Raw genomic sequence first — 22,858 nt, forward strand, 5'->3', positions numbered from 1 at the left:
GCGGGCGGGGCCGACCCGCGGGGGCGGGCGCGCCCGGCGGCGGGGAGGGTCGGGGGGGGCGGCGGGGCGCCGCGCCCCCCCCCCCCCCCGCCCCTCCCGCCGTCTACAGCCGTGCCGGCCGTCGTGGCCTCGACCTCCGCCGGGTCAGCCTCGGCTCCCGTGTCGCCGTGCCCGGCTCCAGGGCCAGTACCGCCGCCACCGGGTGCTCGTCGTCGTCCGGTCCTGGAGCAGGCGCGGGTACGGGCGCGATGGCCGGGTTCGCCCGGGTCAGCAGGACCACGCCCCAGGCCGCCAGGCCCGCCCCGGCGAGGGCCAGCATGATGCCGACGGCACCGCCGTTCAGGCCCTGGCCGAGCAGGGTCAGGCCGATGACCGAGGCGGCCAGCGGGTTGGCCAGGGTGACCACCGCGAGCGGAGCGCCGAGGCCGCCCCGGTAGGCCGTCTGCGAGAGCAGCAGGCCGCCGGTCGCGAACGCGGCCACCAGCACCGCGACCACGATCACCAGCGGGCTCAGCGCCGGGCCGGTGCCCTCGGTGGCCGCCACCGTGGCGGTCTGGGTGAGGGCGGAGGCCACGCCTGAGGCGAATCCGGACGCGGCCGCGTGCCGGAGGCCCGGCCGGGTGCCGGGACGGCTCAGCGTACCGATCACGGCGACGGTCGTGGCGGCCACCGCCAGCGCCGAGGGCAGGCTCAGCACCCGCTCGGGTGCCGGGCCGGAGGCCGCCGTCAGCAGCGCGCCCAGCCCGAGCAGCGTCAGCGCCGTACCCCGCCACTCCAGGGCGGTGACCCGGCGTCCGGCCGCCCGTGCGCCGAGCGGCACCGCCGCGACCAGGGTGAGGGCGCCGAGCGGCTGGACCACGGTGAGCGGGCCGTACCGCAGGGCGACGACGTGCAGCAGGGCGGCACCCGCGTTCAGGCCGACCGCCGACCACCAGGCGCCGGTGCTGAGCATCCGCAGCAGGCCCGCGTTCAGGTTCCGGGAGGCGAGCCTCTCCTGCGCCACGGCCGCCGAGGCGTAGGCGACCGCGGATACCAGGGACAGGCCGACGGCCACCAGCAGCGCGCCGCTCATCGGGCCGGTCCCGCGAGCGCGGTGTCCTGCGGGAGGAGCCGTGGCCGGGCGGTGCCCGCGTTCCCGGGTCCCGCCGCGCGGTGCGGGAAGGGGATCAGGGCCAGTGCCGTGACCAGCAGGGTCGTCGCCACGATCGAGTCCAGCCAGTAGTGGTTCGCCGTGCCCACGATCACCGCCAGGGTCACCAGCGGATGCAGCAGCCACAGCCAGCGCAGGCGGGACCGGGTCGCGGCGATCAGTCCGACGGCCACCATCAGCGCCCAGCCGAAGTGCAGTGAGGGCATCGCGGCGAACTGGTTGGAGAGGTGGTCGCGGGCGGGCGGCCCGTACACCGAGGGGCCGTATATCCGGGCCGTGTCCAGCAGGCCGGTGCCGCTGAGCATCCTGGGCGGGGCCAGCGGGAAGGTGAACGTCAGCACCAGCGCCGCGCTGGTCACGAGCGCCAGGACCCGGCGGGCCCAGAGGTAGTGGGCGGGGCGGCGCAGATACAGCCAGACCAGGAAGGCGACGGTGGCCGGGAAGTGCACGGTGGCGTAGTAGGCGTTCGCCGCGTGGACCAGGGCGTCGCCGTGCAGCAGCGCCGACTGGACGTCCGTCTCGGCGGGCAGATGGACGGCGCGCTCCAGGTGCCAGACCCGGTGGGCGTCGCGGAAGGCGTCCGAGGTGTGGCCGTCGGCGAGCCGCCGACCGAACTTGTAGACCAAGAAGAGTCCCGCGACGAGCAGGAACTCCCGCAGAAGCGGTGGCCGGACTGTTGAGTCCGGTTCCGTTCCGGCGGGCTCGGATCGGGCGTTCATCCCCCGGCCCCCTTCACTGACGGTGGTGCGTGCTGGGTCCGGACGGCTTCCGAACTCAGCGATACGTTTGCGTACCGATACGCCAGTGTACCGATACGGTCGAGTACCGGTACACTGGCGTATCGGTACAGTGCGACACACTGGGATCGGGCAACGTACGCCGGGGACGAGTGAGGGGAAGCCAGGTATGACGTCGCAAGCCGCGGACGAACCGGAGACGGTCGTCGCCTCGCGCCGCTCCAAGCTCACGCCCGAGCGCGAGCAGGAGTTCTTCGACGCCGTGCTCGACCAGATCCGCCACTGCGGCTACGAGTCCGTCACCATGGAGGGCGTCGCCGCCAGCACCAGGTGCAGCAAGTCCACGCTCTACCGGCAGTGGAAGACCAAGCCGCAGTTCGTCGCCGCCGCGCTGCGCGCCAGCCGCAAGGTGCGCTTCGCGGGCATCGACACCGGCTCGCTCACCGAGGACCTGCGGCAGGCCGCGCGGGCCGTGGGGGACTGGTCGGGCAAGGACACCCGGCTGCTGCAGTCCCTGGGGCACGCCGTCACCGACGACCGGGAGCTGGCCGAGGCGCTGCGCGAGGCGCTGGTCCACCCGGAGATCGCCGCGCTCCAGGAGATGCTGGAGCGGGGCGTGGCGCGGGGCGAGGTCCCGGCGGGCCACCCCGCGCTGGAGTACGTGCCGGCGATGATGTTCGGCGTCCTGCGCGTACGCCCCGTGCTGTGCGGGCAGTATGCCGACGCCGACTATCTGGCCGGGTTCGTGGAGGCCGTCGTGCTTCCCGCGCTCGGTCTGCCGAGGAAACCGGCCGCGTAGGCCGCTACGAGACCCCAGGCCGCCGTTCACGGGATGACTGAACGGTGACCTGGACGCGCCGCACCGTGGGGACGGGGGCGGCGCACGCCCAGGCCGGGCGGGGTTCCCCTTGAGCGGAGGGGGAGTCCGCCCGGCCCGGACTTCTTCCCGGGCCGGACCTCAGACGTCCTGGCCGTTCCCCCCGCCGGACGACACCTCGATCCCCTCGAGGATCTCGTCCATCACCCCCGTGGACTGGCCCACGTCCAGACCGAAGCGCACCACCAGCATGCGGCCGGGATCGGCGGGCGAGGGGAAGGCGGCCGACTCCACGTACCCGTCGGCGCCCTTTCTGGTCACCGCCTTCCAGCGCACCAGGTAGCCCTTCTGCCCGGCCACCGTCACCGCCCGCGACGCCAGCACCTGGTGCGAGGTGATGCCGCCGTAGGACTTCCCGCCGTACGACTCCTCGGCGTTGGCCGCGACGTCGGCCCTGGCGACCGCCTCGGCCGTCTCGCCGCGGGTGCCCAGCGCGCGGGCCGGGGCCGAGTAGGCGCCGCCCGCCGTGCAGTTCTTGGAGGTGTCGCCGGGGCACTTGTAGGCCTTGTCCGAGGTCACCTGCGCGCCGATGGCGAACGCCTGGCCGGTCCAGCCCTCGGGCACCGGCATGCTGATTCCGTTGACCGGGTCCGGCAGCGTGCCCCCGCCGCGCACCTCGGGTGCGGCGGACCGGCCCGGGGAGGGCGATCCGCTCGGATCGCCCGGCCCCTCCTGGCGGCGGTCCTGTCCCTGCCGGGGACGCGAGTCGGCGCGGTCGCCGCCGGGGTCCTTCGCCAGCGCGTACACGCCGACCCCGACGCACGCCAGCACCGCGGCCGCCGCCGCGACGGCTATGCCGGTGCGCAGTCCGCGCCGGTTCCCGGCCGGGGGCTGCGCGGGGTACCCGCCGTAGGCGTACGGGGGGTGGGCGGGAGGGGGGCCGGCCTGGGCCGCCCCGGCCGGACGGACCTGAGCCGTCCATGTGTCGCCGTCCCACCAGCGCTCGGTGGGCGGAGCGTCGTGCGTCTGTCCGGGGTCGGGATACCAGCCGGGAGGAGTCACCTGCGTCATGGGCATACCGTATGAGGAGTCGGTGAAAGCCGGATGAGAGCACCCGTCCACGAGATGCCCCGAAGTCCCGTACCGGTTCACAGGTTTATCCGAATCCCGGTCAATAAGTGCGCCGGTGAACAGAGTTGACGTGCACAAGGGGACAAACCGGCCGGTCGGGCGGGGGTTTCGTCAGCCGGGCCGGAACCCGGCTCACCCGGCCGGGCAACACCTGCTCGGAGCGGGCGCCAATGGCCCGTTCGGGCGGCTACGCTCGTTCTTCGTACGCCGTTCGGACTACCTGCGGAGGTAACGGGATGACGGAGGAGCGGCCACAGGCGGTCGCCTCGGGCTACCTGTGGGAGCGGGAAGCGGAGATCGCCACCGTCACCGAGGCGATCGAGCTGCTGTGCGCCGACCAAACGTCCGCAGGCAGCCTCCTCCTCTTCCGCGGCGAGGCCGGCCTCGGCAAGACCGCCCTGCTCGCCGAGATACGCCGCATCGCCGAACGCCGCGGCTGCGTGGTCTGGTCGGCCCGCGCGGGCGAGACCCTCGAGTCCGTCCCGTTCCACGTCCTGCGCCAGCTCCTCCAGCCCGCGCTCGCCACCCTCACGCCCGACGAGGCCCGCGACTACCTCGCCTCCTGGTACGACATCTCCGGCCCGGCCCTCGGCATCGTGGAGCCCGGCGAGGGCAGTCCCGATCCGAGCTACGTGTGCGACGGACTCGTGTACGCGGTCAGCCGCCTCGCCAACCGCACCTATCCGCTGGTCCTCCTGATCGACGACGCCCACTGGGCCGACCTGGAGACGCTGCGCTGGCTCTCCGCCTTCGCCCAGCGCCTGGCCGACCTGCCCGTGCTCGTGGTGGTCGCCCGCCGCCCCGGCGAGGCCCACGGCGAGAGCGCCCGCCTGCTGGACGACATCGCCGCCGCGGGCCGGCCGGTCAGCAACCTCAGCGCGCTCACCCCGGAGGCCACCGCCGGGCTCACCCGCGCCACCGTCGGCCCGCAGGCCGACGACCCGTTCTGCCGCGAGGTGTGGGCCGTCACCGGCGGCAACGCCTACGACACCGTCGAACTCCTCGCCAAGGTCCGCGACCGCGAACTCCAGCCCAGCGAGGAGCGCGCCGCCGAACTGCGCGACCTCAACCGCTCCGCGCGCGGCGGCGGACTCGTCAGCCGGCTCCAGGAACTCGGCGTCGAGCCCACCAAGTTCGCCTGGGCGGCCGCCATCCTCGGCACCGGCAGCCCGGTCGGCCTCGTCGCCCGGCTCGCCAACATGGACGCCGGCACCGCCGCGCACTGCGCCGAGCTGCTCTGCGGCGCCCGCATCCTCGCCGAGGTCGTCCCCGATCCGGGCACGCCCCAACCGCAGCACATCGCGGTGGAGTTCGTGCATCCCCTGATCGCCTCCGCCGTCTACGACTCCATCACGGACGCCATGCGCACCGCCATGCACGGCATCGCGGCGAACATCGTCACCGAGACCGGCCGCAGCGCCGCCGAGGCCGCCCGCCACCTCCTCAAGGTGCACCCCGAGGGTGACGAGCTCCTGGTCGAGCAACTGCGCGAGGCCGCCCGCGAACACCTCGCCGTCGGTGCTCCGGACGCCGCCTGCGCCTGTCTCGAACGCGCCCTGACAGAACCCCCGTTGCCCGATGTGCGGGCCCAAGTGCTGTACGAACTCGGCCGCGCCAGACTCCTGTCGGCGCCCGCGCTCACCATCGAGCACCTGCGTGACGCCCTCGCCGCTCCCGGGCTCGACGGCGCCCAGCGCGTGGACGCCTCCATCCGGCTCTCCCAGGCCCTGCTGCACAACGACCAGCTGGAGGAGGCCGTCCGTACCGTGGAGGCCGAGGCCGACCGGCACGAGCCCGGCCCGGTGCGGATGCGGCTCCAGGCCGTGCAGTTCACCTGGGAGGCCGTGCACGGTGAGACCGTCTCCCCGGAACGCTCCCGGCGCCTTGCCGAACTCGCCGCCACCTGCGCCGGACGCGACAACTCCGAGCGCGCCCTGCTGATCCTGCGCGGCTTCGACGCCATGACCCACGGCGAGAACGCCGAGGAGGTGGTCGAGCTGTGCGACCGCGCCCTGGTCAACGGCCGTCTGGCACCAGGCCTCGGCTGGACCGACGACGAGTGGGGAGTCGAGCTGCTGATGATGCTCGGCAGCGCCTATGCCCACACGGACCGGCTCGACCGCGCCGAGAGCCTGTTCTCCGAGGCCCTGCGGGCCTACACCCGTGCCGGCTGGCACGGCGGCCACCTCTCCCTGGCCAACGCCTACCTCGGCCTCGCCTACCGCAGGCAGGGCAAGCTCCAGGACGCCGAGGGCGCGCTGCGCGAGGCGCTCCGGCTGGCCGAGCGGGTCGGCCGGGGCCTGCCGCTGTACTGGTCGGCGACCTGCGGCCTGGTCGACACCCTGCTCGCCCGCGGCCATGTCGCCCAGGCGTGGAACGTCGCCGAGCAGTACGGCTTCGCCCCGCCCTACCCGTCCACCATCGTGCTGCCCGACATCCGCTCCGTACGCGGGCGGCTGCTGCTCGCCGTCGGCCGTACCGAGGAGGGCATCAACGAACTCGAGGCCGCCGAGAAGGCCGCGGCCTCCCGAGGCGGTCACAACCCGGTGCTCGCGCCCTGGGCCGTCGACCTGATCCGCGCCCTCGCCCCGCACGACCCGGAACGGGCCCGCGCGCTCCTCACCGACGCCCGCCGCCAGGCCGAGCGGTTCGGCACCGACACCGCCATAGGAGAGGCCCTGCGCTGCGCCGCCGCCCTGGAGACCGGCCCGCGCGCCGAACGCCTCGCCGCCAAGGCCGTCGCCTACCTGGAGGCGTCACCCTGCCAGTACGAGCACGCCGCCGCCCGCGTCGAGCACGGCATCCTCGCCGGCTCCCGCGCCGAACTCACCCGCGGCCTCGACCTGGCGCGGGCGTGCGGCGCCGACGGGCTCGCGGCCCGCGCGAGCGGAGCGCTGGAGCACCTCCGCGGCTGAAACCGGCTCACGCCCCCGGCGTACCGCCCAGGATCTCCGCCAGGTCGTAGCGCACCGGCTCCTCCAACTGGGCGAACACACAGCTCTCGGGGGTGCGGTCCGGACGCCAGCGCCGGAAGCGGGCGGTGTGCCGGAAGCGGCGGCCGTTCTCCATGTGGTCGTACGCCACCTCCGCGACCTTCTCCGGCCGCAGCGGCACCCAGGACAGGTCCTTCCTGCCCGACCAGCGGCTCGGCGCCCCCGGCAGCCGCGCCGTCTCGTGCGCCGCCTCCTCCGCCCAGCGCGCCCAAGGATGCGCGCCCACGTCCGCCATCCGCAGCGGCTCGAGTTCCTCCACCAGCTCCGCGCGCCGCTTCATCGTGAAGGCGGCGGCCACGCCGACGTGCTGGAGCGCGCCCTCGTCGTCGTACAGCCCTAGCAGCAGAGATCCCACCACCGGGCCGCTCTTGTGCAGGCGGTACCCGGCGACCACCACGTCCGCCGTCCGCTCGTGCTTGACCTTGAACACGGCCCGCTCGTCCTGGAGGTACGGCACCGTCAGCGGCTTGGCGACCACCCCGTCCAGACCGGCGCCCTCGTACTGTTCGAACCAGCGGCGCGCCTCGTCCGCGTCCGTCGTCGCGGGCGCCAGATGCACCGGCGCCGTCACCCCGGCCAGCGCCCGGTCCAGCAGCGCCCGCCGGCCGGTGAGCGGAACGTCCAGCAGGGCGTGGTCGTCCAGCGCCAGCAGGTCGAAGGCGACGAAGGACGCCGGGGTCCGCTCGGCCAGCGTCCGCACCCGTGAGTCCGCCGGATGGATGCGCTCGGTCAGCGCGTCGAAGTCCAGATGGCCGTCCCGCGCGATCACGATCTCCCCGTCCACCACGCACCGCGGCGGCAGCCGCTCCTTCAGGGCGGCCACCAGCTCGGGGAAGTACCTGGTCAGCGGCTTGCCCGTGCGGCTGCCCAGCTCCACCTCGTCACCGTCGCGGAACACGATCGCCCGAAAGCCGTCCCACTTCGCCTCGTAGTGCATGCCGGGCGGGATCTTCGCGACCGCCTTGGCGAGCATCGGCTTCACGGGCGGCATCACCGGCAGGTCCATACGCCGATTCTGCGCGCCCCCACCCGCCACCGCCCGGTGTGCGGGCCGCGCGGGGTACGCCTACGGTGGCCGCATGGGCGATGCGGTGGAACTTCAGGTGGGCGGCCGGACCGTACGGCTGACCCACCCGGAGCGGGTGTTCTTCCCCGCGCACGGCTACACCAAGCTCGACATCGCCCAGTACTACGCGGCGGTCGGCCCCGGCCTGCTGCGCGCCCTGCGCGACCGCCCCACCACCCTCCAGCGCTACCCGGAGGGCCTTGACGGAGAGTGGTTCTACCAGAAACGCGCGCCGAAGAACATGCCGTCCTGGATCCCCACCGCTCACATCACCTTCCCCAGCGGGCGCAGCGCCGACGAGATGTGCCCCACCGAGGAGGCGGCCGCGGTGTGGGCCGCCCAGTACGGCACGCTCACCTTCCACCCCTGGCCGGTCCGCCGCGACGACGTCGACCATCCCGACGAACTGCGCCTCGACCTCGACCCGCAGCCCGGCACCGGCTACGAGGACGCGGTCCGCGCCGCCTTCGAACTCCGTTCCATCCTGGAGGAGTTCGGTGGTCTGCGCGGCTGGCCGAAGACCTCCGGCGGGCGCGGTCTGCACGTCTTCGTGCCCATCGAGCCGCGCTGGACCTTCACCCAGGTGCGGCGCGCGGCCATCGCCGCCGGCCGGGAGCTGGCCCGCCGGATGCCGGACCATGTGACGGTGAGGTGGTGGAAGGAGGAACGCGGCGAGCGCATCTTCCTGGACTACAACCAGACCGCGCGCGACCGCACCATCGCCTCCGCCTACTCCCTCCGGCCGCTGCCCGGCGCCACCGTCTCCGCGCCGCTCCGCTGGGACGAGGTCGCCGACGCCCGGCCGCGTGACTTCGACATCGTCACCATGCCGCGCCGGTTCGCCGAACTGGGTGACGTGCACGCCGGCATGGACGACCACCGCCACTCCCTCGACGCCCTGCTGGACCTGGCCCGCCGGGACGAGGCCGAGCACGGGCTGGGCGACCTGCCGTATCCGCCGGAGTACCCGAAGATGCCCGGCGAGCCCAAACGGGTGCAGCCCAGCCGGGCCCGAAAGGACCAGGCATCCTCCTGAGCCCCCCGGGGGTGCCGGGCCCCGCGGCTATCCTGATCACAGCCGCCGATGAGGAGCACCAAGTGACCGAGGCAGTGTCGCGTCCCACGCTGGAGGCAGTGGCCGCGCGGGCCGGGGTGTCCCGCGCCACCGTCTCGCGGGTCGTCAACGGCGGCGACGGCGTGCGGGACTCCCTCGCCACCCGCGTGCGCCAGGCGGTCGAGGAACTCGGCTACGTACCCAACCAGGCCGCCCGCAGCCTGGTCACCAAGCGGCACGACGCCGTCGCGGTCGTCATCGCGGAACCCGGCACCCGCGTCTTCGCTGACCCCTTCTTCGCCGCCCAGTTGCGCGGCATCAGCAAGGAACTCACGGCGCACGACAACCAGTTGGTCCTGCTGCTCACCGAGGGCCGTGACGACCACGCCCGCGTCGCCCGCTACCTCTCCGGCGGCCACGTCGACGGCGCCCTGGTCTTCTCCCTCCACCTCGACGACCCGCTGCCCGGACTGATCCGTGACGCGGGCGTCCGCACGGTCTTCGGCGGCCGCCCCGACTGGGACGCAGGAGACAGCGGCGGCGCGGTGTACGTCGACAGCGACAACCGGGGCGGCGCCCGCGACGCGGTACGGCACCTCGTCGGCCTCGGCCGGACCCGGATCGCGCACATCACGGGCGCCCTGGACCAGACCTCCGCCGTCGACCGGCTGGACGGCTACCGCGACGTGATGGGGAACGCCCACCCCGAGCTGGTCGTGGAGAGCGACTTCACCCCGGCCGGCGGCGAACAGGCGATGCGCGAACTCCTCGCCCGCCGGCCCGACGTCGACGCCGTCTTCGCCGCCAACGACCTCACCGCTCTCGGCGCGCTCCGCGTCCTGCGCGCCGAGGGGCGCCGCGTCCCCGAGGACGTCGCGGTGATCGGCTTCGACGACATGGCCCCGGTGGCCGAGCAGACCGACCCCCCGCTCACCACGGTCCGCCAGGACATAGAGGAGATGGGCCGCATCATGGCCCGCCTCCTCCTGAGCGGCGGCCAGACCCGCGGCGTCGTCCTCCCGACCACCCTCGTCCGCCGGGCGTCCGCCTGAGAACTGTCCCCTGTACCCGGGACGGCCGGCCACGCGGCGAGGTGCCGCATCCGCCGCCGCGCGCTGATCCAGCGGGGGACTACGGGACAGCCCTCAGTGAGCGTCCTGTGCCGGATCGCCCTTGATGACGGCGAACTCGTACCCGTGCGGGTCGGCGAGGCGGGCCAGGCGGCCCACTTCGGGGACGCTGGTCGCCGGGAGGCGGACCGAGCCGCCGAGTTCCTCCGCGCGGGCCACCACGGCGTCGGTGTCCTCAGCGCCGAAGTACGGCAGCCAGGAGGGGGCGGTACCGGCGGGGTCCTCGAAGGTGGGGACGATGCCGCCGAACATGGCGTCCTCGTCGGCGCCGCCGGGGTAGAGCGAGGTGTAGACGCCGCCGGGGAACTCGACGCCGGAGGTCTCCACGCCGAGCACCCGGTGGTAGAAGGCGGCGGCCGCCGCCACGTCCGGGGTGTGCAGCTCGACCCAGCACAGTGCGCCCGGCTCGGTCGCCGCGCCCAGGCCCTCCACCGGGTCCGGCTGCCAGACGCCGAACGCGGCACCGGCCCGGTCCCTCAGACCCGCCACCCGCCCGAGCCCCGGCAACTCCGTCGGCCACGACACCACCGTGCCGTGCGCCTCCCCTGCGGCCTCGGCGGTGCCGAGCGCGTCCGCGCAGCGGAAGTACACCGTCCAGCCCGCCCGGCCACGCTCCGGATCGAGCGCCATCGCCCCGGCGACCGTCCTGCCGTCGAGCCGGAGGAGGGTGTAGCCGCCCGTCTCCGGGCCGGCGGGGGCGGGCTGCCAGCCGAAGAGGCCACCGTAGAAGGCGAGGCTCGCCGCCAGATCGGGGGAAGCGAGGTCGATCCAGTTGGAAGCGCCGTCGGGGAAACGGGTGGTGAGCATGCGCGCCCTCCTCGGGGACCGTCGGCCGTGTCGTCCTTGGCACCGACGAGTCTTCCACCGGGCGGGGAGGATCTCCCCGCGCGCCGCCGTGTGCGGGCGTGTCCGGCCGGAGGATCATCGGGACGGCCCACGCGACGCTTGACCGACGCCGCGTTGATCAAACGTTTTTCGGCACCCGGCACGATCCTGGCCATGCACATCGAGACGATCACGACGATCACACCGGCCGATTCCGCCTGGCAGGGCCAGGCCCTGTGTGCGCAGACCGGGGCGGACTTCTTCTTCCCCGAGCCCGGCAGTTCGGTGCGCGAGGCCAAACGGATCTGCGCCCTGTGCGAGATCCGCCCCGCCTGCCTCGACCACGCCCTCGCGCACGACGAGCGCTTCGGCGTCTGGGGCGGCCTCTCCGAACGCGAGCGGCTCGCCCTGCGGCGCACGGCCCGCTGAGGAGCGGGCCGTGCGGGTCTGCGGCCCGGTCTCAGCCTGCCGCCCGCGCCGCCATGCGCGCCTTGCGGGCCGCGAGGCGCTCGTCGAACTTGGCCGCCTCCGAGTCCAGGCCGCCCATGAACACGCCCAGCTCCTCCTGCGCCCGCAGGCCCTCCGGGCCGAGGCCGTCGATCTCCATGACCTTCAGGAAGCGCAGCACCGGCTGGAGCACGTCGTCGTGGTGGATGCGGAGGTTGTAGACCTCGCCGATGGCCATCTGCGCGGCCGCGCGTTCGAAGCCGGGGATGCCGTGACCCGGCATGCGGAAGCCGACCACGACGTCACGGACCGCCTGCATGGTCAGGTCGGGCGCCATCTCGAACGCGGCCTTCAGCAGGTTCCGGTAGAAGACCATGTGCAGGTTCTCGTCCGTGGCGATGCGGGCCAGCATGCGGTCGCAGGCCGGATCGCCCGACTGGTGGCCGGTGTTGCGGTGCGAGATCCGGGTGGCGAGCTCCTGGAAGGCGACGTACGCGACCGAGTGCAGCATCGAGTGCCGGTTGTCCGACTCGAAGCCCTCGCTCATGTGCGACATCCGGAACCGCTCCAGCGCGTCCGGGTCGACCGCGCGCGAGGCGAGCAGGTAGTCCCGCATCACGATGCCGTGCCGGCCCTCCTCCGCGGTCCAGCGGTGCACCCAGGTGCCCCAGGCGCCGTCCCGGCCGAACAGGGAGGCGATCTCGTGGTGGTAACTCGGCAGGTTGTCCTCGGTGAGCAGGTTGACGACCAGCGCGATCCGGCCGATCTCGGTCACCTTGGACTGGTCCTTGCCCCACGCCTCGCCGTCCTCGAAGAGGCCGGGGAAGTTGCGCCCGTCGCTCCACGGCACGTACTCGTGCGGCATCCAGTCCTTGGCGACCTTCAGATGCCGGTTCAGCTCGTTCTCGACCACTTCTTCCAGCGCGAACAGCAGCCGCGCGTCGGTCCAGGCGGACGGGCTGCCGAGGTGAGGGGAGGTGATCGTCACGGGGGTACTCCAAGAAACGGCCGAGCAGAGAAAGGGAGATCCGGTGACGGCACCCCCAAGAGGGCGACGCCACGAACCTACGGCTTCGTAGCCTACGTGTCCGTAGGTTACGAAGCCGTAGGTTAAGGCGGGCGTAAGTACCCCGGCCGGGCCGTCGTCCTTCGCCCGGCTAGCCGATCTCCTCCCGCGCGGCGTCCCGCAACTCCCCGTCGGCCACCAGCAGCCAGCGGGTGATGCCGATGGAGTCCAGGAACGGCAGGTCGTGCCCGGCGACGATCAGCGCACCCTCGTACGACTCCAGCGCCGAGGTCAACTGACGCACGCTCGCCATGTCCAGGTTGTTGGTCGGCTCGTCCAGCAGCAGCAGTTGCGGCGCGGGTTCGGCCAGCAGCAGCGCGGCCAGCGCGGCCCGGAAGCGTTCGCCGCCGGAGAGGGTGCCGGCCGGCTGGTCGGCCCGCTTGCCCCGGAACAGGAAGCGGGCGAGCCGGGCGCGGACCCGGTTGGGCGTGGCGCCCGGCGCGAACCGGGCCACGTTCTCCGCGACCGTCGCCCCGTCGTCCAGTACGTCGAGCCGCTGGGGCAGGAAGCGGAGCGGCACGTGGGCCTCGGCCAGTCCGGCGACCGGGGACAGCTCCCCGGCGATCGTCCGCAACAGGGTCGTCTTCCCGGCCCCGTTGCGCCCGACGAGCGCGATCCGCTCCGGGCCCCGCAGGTCCAGCAGGCCCGGTACGCAAGGCCCGTGGACCGTCCGGAGCTTCTCCAGCGTGAGCACCTGCCTGCCCGCCGGCACGGCGGTGTACGGCAGGTCGACACGGATCTCGTCGTCGTCCCGGACCGCCTCCACCGCCTCGTCCAGCCGTTCCCGGGCCTCCGCGAGCCGTTCCTCGTGCATGATGCGGTGCTTGCCCGCGGACTCCTGGGCGGCGCGTCTGCGGGCGCCCATCACGATCTTCGGCTCGCGCTTGGAGTCGTACATCTTCTGCCCGTACCGCTTGCGGCGGGCCAGTTTCATATGGGCGTCGGTGAGTTCGCGGCGCTGCCTGCGGACATCGGCCTCCGCCGCGCGCACCGTCCTTTCGGCCGCATCCTGTTCGACGGCGAGGGCCTCCTCGTAGGCGGAGTAGTTGCCGCCGTACCAGGCGACCTCGCCGGCCCGGAGGTCGGCGATCTGGTCGACCATGTCCAGGAGTTCGCGGTCGTGGCTGACCACGACGAGGACGCCGGGCCAGGAGGCCACGGCCGCGTACAGCCGGCGGCGGGCGTACAGGTCGAGGTTGTTGGTGGGCTCGTCCAGCAGCAGGACGTCCGGGCGGCGCAGCAGCAGCGCGGCCAGTCGGAGCAGTACCGACTCGCCGCCGGAGACCTCGCCGACCGTGCGGTCCAGGCCGATGTGGCCGAGGCCGAGTTCGCCCAGGGTGACCAGGGCGCGTTCCTCCACGTCCCAGTCCTCGTCCAGGGTCGCGAAGTGCTCCTCCGAGGCGTCGCCCGCCTCGATGGCGTGCAGCGCCGTCCGCTTGGCGGCGATGCCGAGGACGTCGTCGACGCGGAGGGCGGTGTCCAGGGTGATGTTCTGCGGGAGCAGGCCGATCTCGCCGGACACCCTGACCGTGCCGCCGGCCGGGACGAGTACGCCGGAGAGCAGTTTCAGCAGGGTGGACTTGCCCGAGCCGTTGGCTCCGACCAGCCCGGTGCGGCCGGGGCCGAAGGAGATGTCGAGGCCGTCCAGGACGGGGGTGCCGTCCGGCCAGGCGAAGGTCAGGGAGGTGGCGGAGAGGGAAGACGCGGGTGATGACATGAGGGCCTCACGGGTGCCGGGTGCGGTCTGGTCGGGGAGCTGACGAGACACCGCGGGGCGGAAACCGGAAGCCCGGAGGCAGTGGGCCGGGAGAGCTGGGCCCGGGGGCCGGGTGGAGAAGGGCCTGTGCCTGAGAGACGGCTCGTACGCCGAGGTCGAACGCCACGCACACCTCACCGGTGTGAACGCGATGTCTCATGACCTCAGACGAGCAACGTCCTTCTCCTATCGACGGCAGCAGAACCGCCGTACACGCTACGAACGGCTGTGAGGCCTGTCAACGCGATTAACCGCGGGATCCGGTCAGCCGGAGTCCCGCATCAGCGCGGCCAGCCCCTGGTCCAGGTCGAGCTGCAGATGCTCCAGGCCCACCGGGACCAGTTCCCCGGCCGCCCGCAGGAAACGCCGGATCTCCCCCGAGCGCACATGCACCACGGCTGTGCCCTCCGGCGCGTGGAACTCCAGGACCGTCCGGTCGTAGCCGTAGGGGCGCACGCGTACGTCTCCCTCCCCCTGCGGTTCGTGCAGGCCGGCGGACAGCAGTTCGCGGGAGAAGGTCCAGCACACCTCCACACCGGCCAGGGTGGCCGGGGCGGGGAAGGTCATCCGGACGGCCCAGGGGTCGCGCCGGTCGTAGTGCAGGGCTGCGGGAATGCTCGCCATGCGGGGCGCGGCGGCGACCAGTCGCGCCTCCACGATTGCCTCGATCACGGTGGACAAAAGCCTGTGCTCCCTCGGAAGGCTGGACACTGCTTCTCGGCGGGTGGCGGCCCGACACCGGAGGAGACGACGGAAGTCCCCGTTCCGTGCACAGCCTGACCAAGTGACCTCGGTCACGATCGCGGGGTGCGAAACGGGTCCGAATCCGGGTACTCGCCTGCGTACCGGACAGCCTGCGAAGGCCCGCAGGGTGACGAAGGGAGCGACCATGCCGGCCGGGTCCAGCCCCAAGCGTGAGCGGCAGTACGAGCACATCAAGCAGAGCGAACTGGACCGGGGGGCGAGCGAGGACCGCGCGGAGGAGATCGCCGCGCGCACGGTCGACAAGGAGCGTGCCCGCGCCGGCGAGTCCAGGACGGCCGGCCGCACCTGGCCGCAGGACACGTCCTCCTCGGAGCGCGGCGGCCGGCGCTCGGGCAGGGGCTCCCAGGGCCCCACGTACGGCCAGCTCCACGACGAGGCCAGGCAGCGCGGCGTCCAGGGCCGCTCCGGCATGAACAAGGAGCAGCTCCGGCGCGCGCTGGACGAGAAGAAGTGAGCCGGTGCGGGGTCAGCCCGCGTTCTGCCGGTACCGCGACAGTCCGGGCGCCGTCTTCGTCGCGGTGAACTCGGTGACGCGGTACTCGCACACCCCGGCCGTGACGAACGGGTCCGTCGCGACGACCGCCTCGATCTGTGCCCGGCTGTCCGCGACGGCCAGGATCACCCCGCCGTCACGGGGGTTCTTCCGGCCTGAGGCGAGGAACAGCCCCTTCTCGTACTGCTCGTCCAGCCAGGTCACATGAGCGGTCAGGGCGGCGTCGACGGCGTCGAGCGGGGCGGTGTACGTCAGCTCCAGTACGAACATGATCACGAGCCTACCCCCGCGCCCGGTATCCTCTGGGCCACCATGATCGCCGCACAGGTTCCCGCCGACTGGCCCGCCGCCGAGGAGGAGGCCCGCGCCGTCCAGGACGCGCTCCGCGTCCTGGTCGTCCGCGACGAGTCCGGTCCGCCGCCCGGCACCGGACATGTCACCGGCGTGGACGTGGCCTACGACGACGCGAACGATCTGGTCGCGGCGGCGGCCGTGGTCCTGGACGCGGCCACCCTCACCGTCGTCGCCGAGGCGACCGCCGTCGGCCGGATCGCCTTCCCCTACGTCCCCGGACTGCTCGCCTTCCGTGAACTGCCGGCCGTACGCGCGGCCCTGGAAGCGCTGCCCTGCCCGCCCGGTCTGGTCGTGTGCGACGGCTACGGTCTCGCCCACCCCCGCCGCTTCGGCCTGGCCGCCCACCTCGGCGTCCTGACCGGTCTGCCCACGATGGGCGTCGCCAAGAACCCCTTCCTCTTCACCCATCCCGCCCTCGCCGCGCCGCGCGGGAGCGCCGCCCCGCTGCTCGCGGAGGCCGGCGAGGAGGTGGGCGCTGCCCTGCGCACGCAGGCGGGGATCAAGCCGGTGTACGTCTCGGTGGGCCACCGGGTGTCCCTGGAGACCGCCGTCGCCCACACCCTGGCCCTGACCCCGCGGTACCGCCTCCCGGAGACGACACGCAGGGCGGACGCGCTGTGCAGGCGGGCGCTGCGGGAGACCCGGGACTCCCAGGGCCCCGGCTTGATCAGCGGCGCGTCGCGGCAGAGCTCGCGGAAGCCGAGTCCGTAGTACAGCCCACGCGCCCCGGGACGGCCCGGCGCGCCCAGGCAGACGGCCGTCGCGTGGGTGGCTCCCGCCGCCCGGGCCGGGTGCGTGCCGTGGAGCATCACCGCGCGGGCCGGCCCGAGGCGGCGGCAGGCGGGGTGGGCGCCCACCGGTTCGAACTCGACGGTCGCGTTCACGGGGCCGAGCCACATGATCGCGGAGGGGGCCGTGATCCCGTCCTGGAACCGGTTCTCCCTCAGACGCTCCGCTCCGCCACCACCCGGAACCCGATCCCCGCCGCCCGCAGCCGTTCCAGCAGCGCGTCACCCATCGCGGTGGCCGGGGTGAGCTGGCCCGCGCGGTCCGGGAGGTCGTCCGCCGCCAGGGACAGGGCCGCCTCCGCGAACATCTTCGCGGTCTCCCCGTAGCCGGGGTCGCCGCCCGCGACCTCGGTGAACACGCGCCGTCCGCCGCCCTCGCCGACGAAACGGACGCGGAACCAGCTCCGGGCGCGCTTCTCGGCGTCCGGGCCCTCACCGGGCTGGAGCCGGCCGGAGAGCCAGGAGCGGACGGGGGCGAGCTGGGCCGCCACCGCGAGGACGCCCACGCCCGCGAGCCCGGCCGCCGCGACCGGGAGGTGCTCGACCGCCGCGTAGTGCCGGTAGCGGAAGTCGGGGCCGTAGCGGTCCAGGGACGTGGCGGAGCGGCGCACGATCTGCGGGTCGATGGTGGGCAGCGGCAGCGCCCAGGCGCCGACCTCCCCGGCGAACCGGGGCGCGCCCGTAGGGGCGGACACCCGGCGGCCCATCAGCCGCGGCTCGTGCCGGGCCCGGTCACGGGCCGCAGCCCACATGCTCCCGGCCCGCGCGAACTGGTTCAGCGCCGAGGCGAGCGTGCCCCCGGAGAAGGTGGCGTCCGCCGTGACGAAGCCGTCCACCCGCAGCGGCACGCCCTCGGGAAGCTGCCGCACCGTGAAATAGGCGCCCAGGTCGTGCGGTACGGAGTCGAAACCGCAGGCGTGCACCAGCCGGGCGCCGGTCTCGCGGGCGCGGGCGTCGTGGCGGATGAACATCAGGTCCACGAATTCGGGCTCGCCGGTGAGGTCGAGGTAGTCCGTGCCGCTGTCGGCGCAGGCGGCCACCAGTTCCTCGCCGTAGGTGATGTACGGACCGACGGTGGAGGCCACCACGCGGGCCTGTTCCGCGAGGGCCCGCAGGGTGGCGGGCTCGCCCACGTCGGCGCGGACCACTCCGATGGCCGAGCCGCCGGGCAGCCGCTCGCGCAGCGCCTCCAGCCTGCCGGTGTTCCGGCCGGCGACGGCCCAGCGCAGGCCCTCGGGTGCGTGCGCCGCGAGATACTCCGCCGTCAGCGTGCCGACGAAGCCGGTGGCGCCGAACAGCACGACGTCGTAGGGACGGTCGGTTGATTTCATCCTGCTCATGACACTCCTTGCCGTGCAGCCCGCGCGACTGTCGGGGGCCGAGGCTAGCGTGAACGGTGCGGGGCCCGGCAGGCGCCCCGTGCGGTGCGCCCGGGGAACCGGGGCGCACCGGGGCACTTCGCTAAGCGCCCGCTCGTTCGGGTCTTGTGCCAGGTGCACGGTATTCCTAGCATCACCGGTGTTACATCGTTTGTGTCATACGCGCTTGGGGGCATGACGGCATGACGACGGCAACGACGCCCGGGCACGGCCCGCTCAGCTGGGTGCGGGTGGTCGAGCTGGCCGGCATCGGCCCCGGCCCCTTCGCCGCGATGCTCCTGGCCGACCTGGGCGCCGACGTGGTCCGGGTGGACCGCCCCGACGGCCCCGGCCTCGGCATCGACCCGGCGTGCGACGTCACCAACCGCAACAAGCGCTCCGTCGTGGTCGACCTCAAGGCCCCGGACGGCCCCGCGCGCGTGCTCGGCCTCGCCGGGCGCGCCGACGTCCTCATCGAGGGCTACCGCCCCGGCGTCGCCGAGCGCCTCGGCGTCGGCCCCGCTGACTGCCACGCCCGCAACCCCCGCCTGGTCTACGGCCGGATGACCGGCTGGGGCCAGGACGGCCCGCTCGCCGACCGCGCCGGGCACGACGCCTCCTACATCGCCGTCACCGGCACCCTCGGCATGATCGGCCGCCCCGGAGAACCCCCGGCCCTGCCCGCCAACCTCCTCGGGGACTACGCGGGCGGCTCCCTCTACCTCGTCGTCGGTGTCCTCGCCGCCCTGCACCACGCCCGCGCCACCGGCACCGGCCAGGTGGTGGACGCCGCCATCGTGGACGGGACCGCCCACCTCTCCACCATGATCCACGGCATGCTCGCCGCGGGCGCCTGGCAGGACCGCCGGGCCGCAAACCTCCTGGACGGCGGCTGCCCCTACTACGGCACCTACGAGACCGCGGACGGGAAGTACATGGCGGTCGGCGCCCTGGAACCCCGGTTCTACGCCGAGTTCCTCCGCCTCCTCGACCTCGACGGCCTGACCGGCGCCCACCACGACCCGGCCCGCTGGCCCGAGCTGCGCGAGCGGGTGGCCGCCCGCTTCAAGTCCGGTACGCGTGCCGAGTGGACGGCCCGCTTCGAGGGCACCGACGCCTGTGTGGCCCCCGTGCTGAGCCTGCGCGAAGCGCCGGGCCATCCCCACCTGGCCGCCCGCGGCACCTTCACCGAGCACGACGGACTGGTCCAGCCCGCCCCCGCCCCGCGCTTCTCCGCCACCCCCACGCGCGTCCGCACCGGCCCCGCCCTGCCCGGCACCGGCGCCGAGGACGTGGCCCGCGACTGGGACCTCCCAGAAGCCACCGCCTGACACCCTCCCGAAAGGCACACCAGTGACCACCGAAGCGTTTGTGTACGACGCGATCCGCACCCCGCGCGGCCGAGGCAAGGCCAACGGCGCGCTGCACGGCACCAAGCCGATCGACCTGGTCGTCGGCCTGATCCACGAGATCCGCGCCCGCTTCCCCGGTCTGGACCCGGCCGCCATCGACGACATCGTGCTCGGGGTCGTCGGCCCCGTCGGCGACCAGGGTTCCGACATCGCCCGCATCGCCGCCGTCGCCGCCGGACTGCCGGACACCGTGGCGGGCGTACAGGAGAACCGCTTCTGCGCCTCGGGTCTGGAGGCTGTCAACACCGCCGCCGCCAAGGTCCGCTCCGGCTGGGAGGACCTGGTGCTGGCGGGCGGTGTCGAGTCGATGTCCCGGGTGCCGATGGCCTCGGACGGCGGCGCCTGGTTCAACGACCCGATGACCAACCTCGCCACCAACTTCGTCCCGCAGGGCATCGGCGCCGACCTCATCGCCACCATCGAGGGCTTCAGCCGCCGCGACGTCGACGAGTACGCGGCCCTGTCCCAGGAGCGCGCCGCCCACGCGTTGAAGGAGGGCCGCTTCGAGCGCTCGGTGGTCCCGGTCAAGGACCGTGCGGGCCTGACCGTCCTCGACCACGACGAGCACCCCCGCCCCGGCACCACCGCCGACTCCCTCGCCGGTCTCAAGCCGTCCTTCGCCGACATCGGCGAGCTGGGCGGGTTCGACGCGGTCGCGCTGCAGAAGTACCACTGGGTGGAGAAGATCGACCACGTCCACCACGCGGGCAACTCCTCCGGCATCGTGGACGGAGCCTCCCTGGTCGCCATCGGCTCCCGCGAGGTGGGGGAGCGGTACGGGCTCACCCCCCGCGCCCGGATCGTCTCCGCCGCCGTCTCCGGCTCCGAGCCCACCATCATGCTCACCGGCCCGGCCCCCGCCACCCGCAAGGCGCTCGCCAAGGCCGGGCTGACCATCGACGACATCGACCTGGTCGAGATCAACGAGGCGTTCGCCGCCGTCGTCCTGCGCTTCGTCAAGGACATGGGCCTGTCCCTGGACAAGGTCAACGTCAACGGCGGCGCCATCGCCCTCGGCCACCCCCTCGGCGCCACCGGCGCGATGATCCTCGGCACCCTCGTGGACGAACTGGAGCGCCAGGACAAGCGTCACGGCCTGGCCACCCTGTGCGTCGGTGGCGGCATGGGCATCGCCACGATCATCGAGCGCGTCTGAACTCCCGGCGGAACCAAGCGACTTCTACGGAGACGACTGTCATGACCGAGAGCACCACCATCCGCTGGGAGCAGGACGACACCGGTGTCGTCACCCTCGTCCTCGACGACCCCGGCCAGTCCGCGAACACCATGAACCAGGCGTTCCGCGAGTCCCTCGCCGTGATCACCGACCGGCTGGAGGCCGAGAAGGAGTCGGTCCGGGGCGTCATCCTCACCTCGGCGAAGAAGACCTTCTTCGCGGGCGGCGACCTGCGCGACCTGATCCGGGTCACCCCCGACACCGCCCAGGACCTCTTCGACGGCGGCCTCGCGATCAAGCGGAACCTGCGCCGCATCGAGACCCTCGGCGTGCCCGTGGTCGCCGCGATCAACGGCGCGGCCCTCGGCGGCGGCTTCGAGATCGCCCTCGCCTGCCACCACCGGATCGCTCTGGACGCCCCCGGCTCCCGCATCGGCTGCCCCGAGGTCACCCTCGGCCTGCTCCCCGGCGGTGGCGGCGTCACCCGTACCGTCCGGCTGCTCGGGATCACCGACGCGCTGCTGAAGGTGCTGCTCCAGGGCACCCAGTACAACCCGCGCCGCGCGCTGGACAACGGGCTCGTGCACGAGGTGGTCCGGACGCCGGAGGAGCTCACCGCCCGGGCCCGCGCCTTCATCGACGCCCACCCCGAGTCGCGGCAGCCCTGGGACGAGCCGGGCTACAAGATCCCCGGCGGCACCCCGGCCAACCCGAAGTTCGCCGCCAACCTGCCCGCCTTCCCGGCCTCGCTGCGCAAGCAGACCAACGGCGCGCCCTACCCGGCGCCGCGCGGCATCCTCGCCGCCGCCATCGAGGGCGCCCAGGTCGACTTCGAGACCGCGCAGGTCATCGAGGCCCGGTACTTCGTGGAGCTGGCCGCCGGACAGACCGCGAAGAACATGATCCAGGCGTTCTTCTTCGACCTCCAGGCCGTCAACTCCGGCGCCAACCGCCCCCGGGGCATCGAGCCGCGCGAGGTCCGCAGGGTGGCCGTGCTCGGCGCGGGCATGATGGGCGCCGGCATCGCCTACTCGTGCGCCCGCGCGGGGATCGAGGTCGTCCTCAAGGACGTCTCGCTGGAGGCGGCCGCCAAGGGCAAGGGCTACTCCGAGAAGCTGTGCGCGAAGGCCGTCGCCAAGGGCCGCACCTCCCAGGAGAAGGCCGACGCCCTGCTGGCCCGGATCACCCCGGCCGCCGAAGCGGCCGACCTCGCGGGCTGCGACGTGGTGATCGAGGCGGTCTTCGAGGACACCGCGCTCAAGCACAAGGTGTTCCAGGAGATCCAGTCCGTCGTCGAGCCGGACGCGCTGCTCTGCTCCAACACGTCCACGCTGCCCATCACCGCGCTGGCCGAGGGCGTCGAGCGCCAGGGCGACTTCATCGGACTGCACTTCTTCTCGCCGGTCGACAAGATGCCGCTGGTCGAGATCATCAGGGGCGAGCGCACCGGGGACGAGGCGCTGGCCCGTGCCTTCGACCTGGTCCGGCAGATCAACAAGACGCCGATCGTGGTCAACGACTCGCGCGGCTTCTTCACCTCGCGGGTGATCGGCCACTTCATCAACGAGGGCGTGGCGATGGTCGGCGAGGGCATCGAGCCGGCCTCGGTGGAGCAGGCGGCGGCCCAGGCGGGCTACCCCGCCAAGGTCCTGTCCCTGATGGACGAGCTGACCCTCACCCTCCCGCGCAAGATCCGCGCGGAGACCCGGCGGGCCGTGGAGGAGGCGGGCGGCACCTGGACCCCGCACCCCGCCGACGAGGTCGTGGACCGCCTGGTCGACGAGTTCGGCCGGCCCGGCCGCAGCGGCGGCGGCGGCTTCTACGACTACGAGGACGGCAGGCGCGCCGCCCTCTGGCCCGGTCTGCGCGAGCACTTCACCAAGCCGGGGTACGAGATCCCGTTCGAGGACATGCGGGAGCGGATGCTCTTCGCCGAGGCACTCGACACCGTCCGCCTCCTGGAGGAGGGCGTCCTCACCTCCGTCGCCGACGCCAACATCGGCTCCATCCTCGGCATCGGCTTCCCCGGCTGGACCGGCGGCGTACTCCAGTACATCAACGGCTACGAAGGCGGCCTGCCCGGCTTCGTGGCCCGCTCGCGCGAACTGGCGGACCGCTACGGCGACCGCTTCACGCCTCCGGCGCTGCTCGTCGAGAAGGCGGAGAAGGGCGAGACCTTCACCGACGCGCGCTGAGATCCTCGCGAGGGGCGCTTTCCGGGGCCGGGCTCCCGGAGGGCGCCCCTCTCGCGGCCCGGGCGGACGTGCGCCGTCGTCTCCTGCGGGTGCCGCCCCCGGCGGGCGTGGGCGCGGTGCGGCTTCCGCCGCGGGGTGCCGCGG

At 73.4% G+C, this 22,858-nt stretch carries 20 protein-coding genes; 10 read left to right on the forward strand and 10 right to left on the reverse strand.

Annotation, left to right across the window (positions count from 1 at the left end; all coding sequences use genetic code 11):
• Window positions 1–103: 103 nt before the first annotated feature.
• Together ACWCV3_RS26960 and ACWCV3_RS26965 are read right to left on the reverse strand one after the other, a co-directional pair.
• Window positions 104–1,072 (reverse strand): hypothetical protein, encoded by a 969-nt coding sequence (locus tag ACWCV3_RS26960; RefSeq protein ID WP_451229296.1) that lies wholly within the window; start codon window positions 1,070–1,072, stop codon window positions 104–106.
• Window positions 1,069–1,869, reverse strand: coding sequence for a phosphatase PAP2 family protein (locus ACWCV3_RS26965; RefSeq protein WP_451229299.1), 801 nt, complete (start codon window positions 1,867–1,869; stop codon window positions 1,069–1,071). The genes ACWCV3_RS26960 and ACWCV3_RS26965 overlap by 4 nt, the downstream gene beginning before the upstream one ends.
• A gap of 187 nt (window positions 1,870–2,056) precedes the next feature.
• On the opposite strand from ACWCV3_RS26965, the gene ACWCV3_RS26970 reads away from it, so the two are divergent.
• Window positions 2,057–2,686, forward strand: coding sequence for a TetR/AcrR family transcriptional regulator C-terminal ligand-binding domain-containing protein (locus ACWCV3_RS26970; RefSeq protein WP_451229302.1), 630 nt, complete (start codon window positions 2,057–2,059; stop codon window positions 2,684–2,686).
• A 159-nt stretch (window positions 2,687–2,845) separates the two neighbouring features.
• On the opposite strand, the gene ACWCV3_RS26975 is transcribed toward ACWCV3_RS26970, so the two are convergent.
• Window positions 2,846–3,775 (reverse strand): DUF2510 domain-containing protein, encoded by a 930-nt coding sequence (locus tag ACWCV3_RS26975; protein WP_451229305.1) that lies wholly within the window; start codon window positions 3,773–3,775, stop codon window positions 2,846–2,848.
• A gap of 296 nt (window positions 3,776–4,071) precedes the next feature.
• Here ACWCV3_RS26975 and ACWCV3_RS26980 point away from each other — a divergent pair, with 296 nt between their 5' ends.
• Window positions 4,072–6,750 carry an ATP-binding protein gene (locus ACWCV3_RS26980; protein WP_451229308.1) on the forward strand — a complete coding sequence of 893 codons (2,679 nt, stop codon included), beginning with the start codon at window positions 4,072–4,074 and terminating at the stop codon, window positions 6,748–6,750.
• A gap of 7 nt (window positions 6,751–6,757) precedes the next feature.
• On the opposite strand, the gene ACWCV3_RS26985 is transcribed toward ACWCV3_RS26980, so the two are convergent.
• On the reverse strand, window positions 6,758–7,834 hold the full coding sequence (locus tag ACWCV3_RS26985; RefSeq protein ID WP_451229311.1) for an ATP-dependent DNA ligase: 1,077 nt from the start codon (window positions 7,832–7,834) through the stop codon (window positions 6,758–6,760).
• 73 nt (window positions 7,835–7,907) lie between these two features.
• On the opposite strand from ACWCV3_RS26985, the gene ligD reads away from it, so the two are divergent.
• Together ligD and ACWCV3_RS26995 are read left to right on the forward strand one after the other, a co-directional pair.
• Window positions 7,908–8,930, forward strand: a complete 1,023-nt coding sequence (gene ligD / locus ACWCV3_RS26990) for a non-homologous end-joining DNA ligase (RefSeq protein ID WP_451229314.1) — start codon at window positions 7,908–7,910, stop codon at window positions 8,928–8,930.
• Between the two features lie 62 nt (window positions 8,931–8,992).
• Window positions 8,993–10,000 (forward strand): LacI family DNA-binding transcriptional regulator, encoded by a 1,008-nt coding sequence (locus tag ACWCV3_RS26995; protein WP_451229317.1) that lies wholly within the window; start codon window positions 8,993–8,995, stop codon window positions 9,998–10,000.
• A gap of 93 nt (window positions 10,001–10,093) precedes the next feature.
• Here ACWCV3_RS26995 and ACWCV3_RS27000 read toward each other — a convergent pair whose 3' ends face one another.
• The gene (locus ACWCV3_RS27000) at window positions 10,094–10,885 is read right to left on the reverse strand and encodes a VOC family protein (protein ID WP_451229320.1); all 792 of its coding nucleotides are present in this window, start codon (window positions 10,883–10,885) and stop codon (window positions 10,094–10,096) included.
• Window positions 10,886–11,077: 192 nt separating this feature from the next.
• Between ACWCV3_RS27000 and ACWCV3_RS27005 the strand changes: the two genes are divergently transcribed.
• A complete protein-coding gene (locus ACWCV3_RS27005) occupies window positions 11,078–11,332 on the forward strand; it encodes a WhiB family transcriptional regulator (RefSeq protein ID WP_451229323.1) in 255 nt (84 codons plus the stop codon).
• A 31-nt stretch (window positions 11,333–11,363) separates the two neighbouring features.
• On the opposite strand, the gene ACWCV3_RS27010 is transcribed toward ACWCV3_RS27005, so the two are convergent.
• The 3 genes from ACWCV3_RS27010 to ACWCV3_RS27020 form a co-directional block, all read right to left on the reverse strand.
• Window positions 11,364–12,338, reverse strand: a complete 975-nt coding sequence (locus ACWCV3_RS27010) for an acyl-ACP desaturase (RefSeq protein WP_451229326.1) — start codon at window positions 12,336–12,338, stop codon at window positions 11,364–11,366.
• A gap of 169 nt (window positions 12,339–12,507) precedes the next feature.
• Window positions 12,508–14,133, reverse strand: coding sequence for an ABC-F family ATP-binding cassette domain-containing protein (locus ACWCV3_RS27015; protein ID WP_451229329.1), 1,626 nt, complete (start codon window positions 14,131–14,133; stop codon window positions 12,508–12,510).
• A 303-nt stretch (window positions 14,134–14,436) separates the two neighbouring features.
• Window positions 14,437–14,853: an SsgA family sporulation/cell division regulator gene (locus ACWCV3_RS27020; protein ID WP_451229332.1), complete on the reverse strand. Its 417-nt coding sequence runs from the start codon at window positions 14,851–14,853 to the stop codon at window positions 14,437–14,439.
• A gap of 208 nt (window positions 14,854–15,061) precedes the next feature.
• Between ACWCV3_RS27020 and ACWCV3_RS27025 the strand changes: the two genes are divergently transcribed.
• Window positions 15,062–15,391, forward strand: coding sequence for a plasmid stabilization protein (locus ACWCV3_RS27025; RefSeq protein WP_451229334.1), 330 nt, complete (start codon window positions 15,062–15,064; stop codon window positions 15,389–15,391).
• Window positions 15,392–15,403: 12 nt separating this feature from the next.
• Here the strand turns inward: ACWCV3_RS27025 and ACWCV3_RS27030 are convergent, their stop codons facing one another.
• Window positions 15,404–15,700, reverse strand: a complete 297-nt coding sequence (locus tag ACWCV3_RS27030; protein WP_451229337.1) for a YciI family protein — start codon at window positions 15,698–15,700, stop codon at window positions 15,404–15,406.
• 42 nt (window positions 15,701–15,742) lie between these two features.
• Between ACWCV3_RS27030 and ACWCV3_RS27035 the strand changes: the two genes are divergently transcribed.
• Window positions 15,743–16,495 (forward strand): endonuclease V, encoded by a 753-nt coding sequence (locus tag ACWCV3_RS27035; RefSeq protein ID WP_451229340.1) that lies wholly within the window; start codon window positions 15,743–15,745, stop codon window positions 16,493–16,495.
• 232 nt (window positions 16,496–16,727) lie between these two features.
• Here the strand turns inward: ACWCV3_RS27035 and ACWCV3_RS27040 are convergent, their stop codons facing one another.
• Window positions 16,728–17,912: a saccharopine dehydrogenase family protein gene (locus ACWCV3_RS27040; RefSeq protein ID WP_451229343.1), complete on the reverse strand. Its 1,185-nt coding sequence runs from the start codon at window positions 17,910–17,912 to the stop codon at window positions 16,728–16,730.
• Between the two features lie 221 nt (window positions 17,913–18,133).
• On the opposite strand from ACWCV3_RS27040, the gene ACWCV3_RS27045 reads away from it, so the two are divergent.
• Genes ACWCV3_RS27045 through ACWCV3_RS27055 form a run of 3 tightly spaced genes read left to right on the forward strand, consistent with a single transcriptional unit; the run spans window position 18,134 to window position 22,714 of the window.
• A complete protein-coding gene (locus ACWCV3_RS27045) occupies window positions 18,134–19,261 on the forward strand; it encodes a CaiB/BaiF CoA transferase family protein (protein WP_451229346.1) in 1,128 nt (375 codons plus the stop codon).
• A gap of 22 nt (window positions 19,262–19,283) precedes the next feature.
• The gene (locus tag ACWCV3_RS27050; RefSeq protein WP_451229349.1) at window positions 19,284–20,498 is read left to right on the forward strand and encodes an acetyl-CoA C-acetyltransferase; all 1,215 of its coding nucleotides are present in this window, start codon (window positions 19,284–19,286) and stop codon (window positions 20,496–20,498) included.
• 41 nt (window positions 20,499–20,539) lie between these two features.
• Window positions 20,540–22,714, forward strand: coding sequence for a 3-hydroxyacyl-CoA dehydrogenase NAD-binding domain-containing protein (locus ACWCV3_RS27055; RefSeq protein ID WP_451229352.1), 2,175 nt, complete (start codon window positions 20,540–20,542; stop codon window positions 22,712–22,714).
• Window positions 22,715–22,858 lie beyond the last annotated feature (144 nt).

This window comes from Streptomyces sp. NPDC001781, assembly GCF_053596035.1.

Coding starts and splice junctions, on each gene's coding strand:
- ACWCV3_RS26980 (WP_451229308.1), top strand. CDS start 4,072: ATGACGGAGGAGCGGCCACAGGCGGTCGCCTCGGGCTACCTGTGGGAG.
- ACWCV3_RS26965 (WP_451229299.1), bottom strand. CDS start 1,869: ATGAACGCCCGATCCGAGCCCGCCGGAACGGAACCGGACTCAACAGTC.
- ACWCV3_RS26970 (WP_451229302.1), top strand. CDS start 2,057: ATGACGTCGCAAGCCGCGGACGAACCGGAGACGGTCGTCGCCTCGCGC.
- ACWCV3_RS27045 (WP_451229346.1), top strand. CDS start 18,134: ATGACGACGGCAACGACGCCCGGGCACGGCCCGCTCAGCTGGGTGCGG.
- ACWCV3_RS27040 (WP_451229343.1), bottom strand. CDS start 17,912: ATGAGCAGGATGAAATCAACCGACCGTCCCTACGACGTCGTGCTGTTC.
- ACWCV3_RS27005 (WP_451229323.1), top strand. CDS start 11,078: ATGCACATCGAGACGATCACGACGATCACACCGGCCGATTCCGCCTGG.
- ACWCV3_RS26975 (WP_451229305.1), bottom strand. CDS start 3,775: ATGACGCAGGTGACTCCTCCCGGCTGGTATCCCGACCCCGGACAGACG.
- ACWCV3_RS26960 (WP_451229296.1), bottom strand. CDS start 1,072: ATGAGCGGCGCGCTGCTGGTGGCCGTCGGCCTGTCCCTGGTATCCGCG.
- ACWCV3_RS27015 (WP_451229329.1), bottom strand. CDS start 14,133: ATGTCATCACCCGCGTCTTCCCTCTCCGCCACCTCCCTGACCTTCGCC.
- ligD (WP_451229314.1), top strand. CDS start 7,908: ATGGGCGATGCGGTGGAACTTCAGGTGGGCGGCCGGACCGTACGGCTG.
- ACWCV3_RS27000 (WP_451229320.1), bottom strand. CDS start 10,885: ATGCTCACCACCCGTTTCCCCGACGGCGCTTCCAACTGGATCGACCTC.
- ACWCV3_RS27055 (WP_451229352.1), top strand. CDS start 20,540: ATGACCGAGAGCACCACCATCCGCTGGGAGCAGGACGACACCGGTGTC.
- ACWCV3_RS27025 (WP_451229334.1), top strand. CDS start 15,062: ATGCCGGCCGGGTCCAGCCCCAAGCGTGAGCGGCAGTACGAGCACATC.
- ACWCV3_RS26985 (WP_451229311.1), bottom strand. CDS start 7,834: ATGGACCTGCCGGTGATGCCGCCCGTGAAGCCGATGCTCGCCAAGGCG.
- ACWCV3_RS27030 (WP_451229337.1), bottom strand. CDS start 15,700: ATGTTCGTACTGGAGCTGACGTACACCGCCCCGCTCGACGCCGTCGAC.
- ACWCV3_RS27035 (WP_451229340.1), top strand. CDS start 15,743: ATGATCGCCGCACAGGTTCCCGCCGACTGGCCCGCCGCCGAGGAGGAG.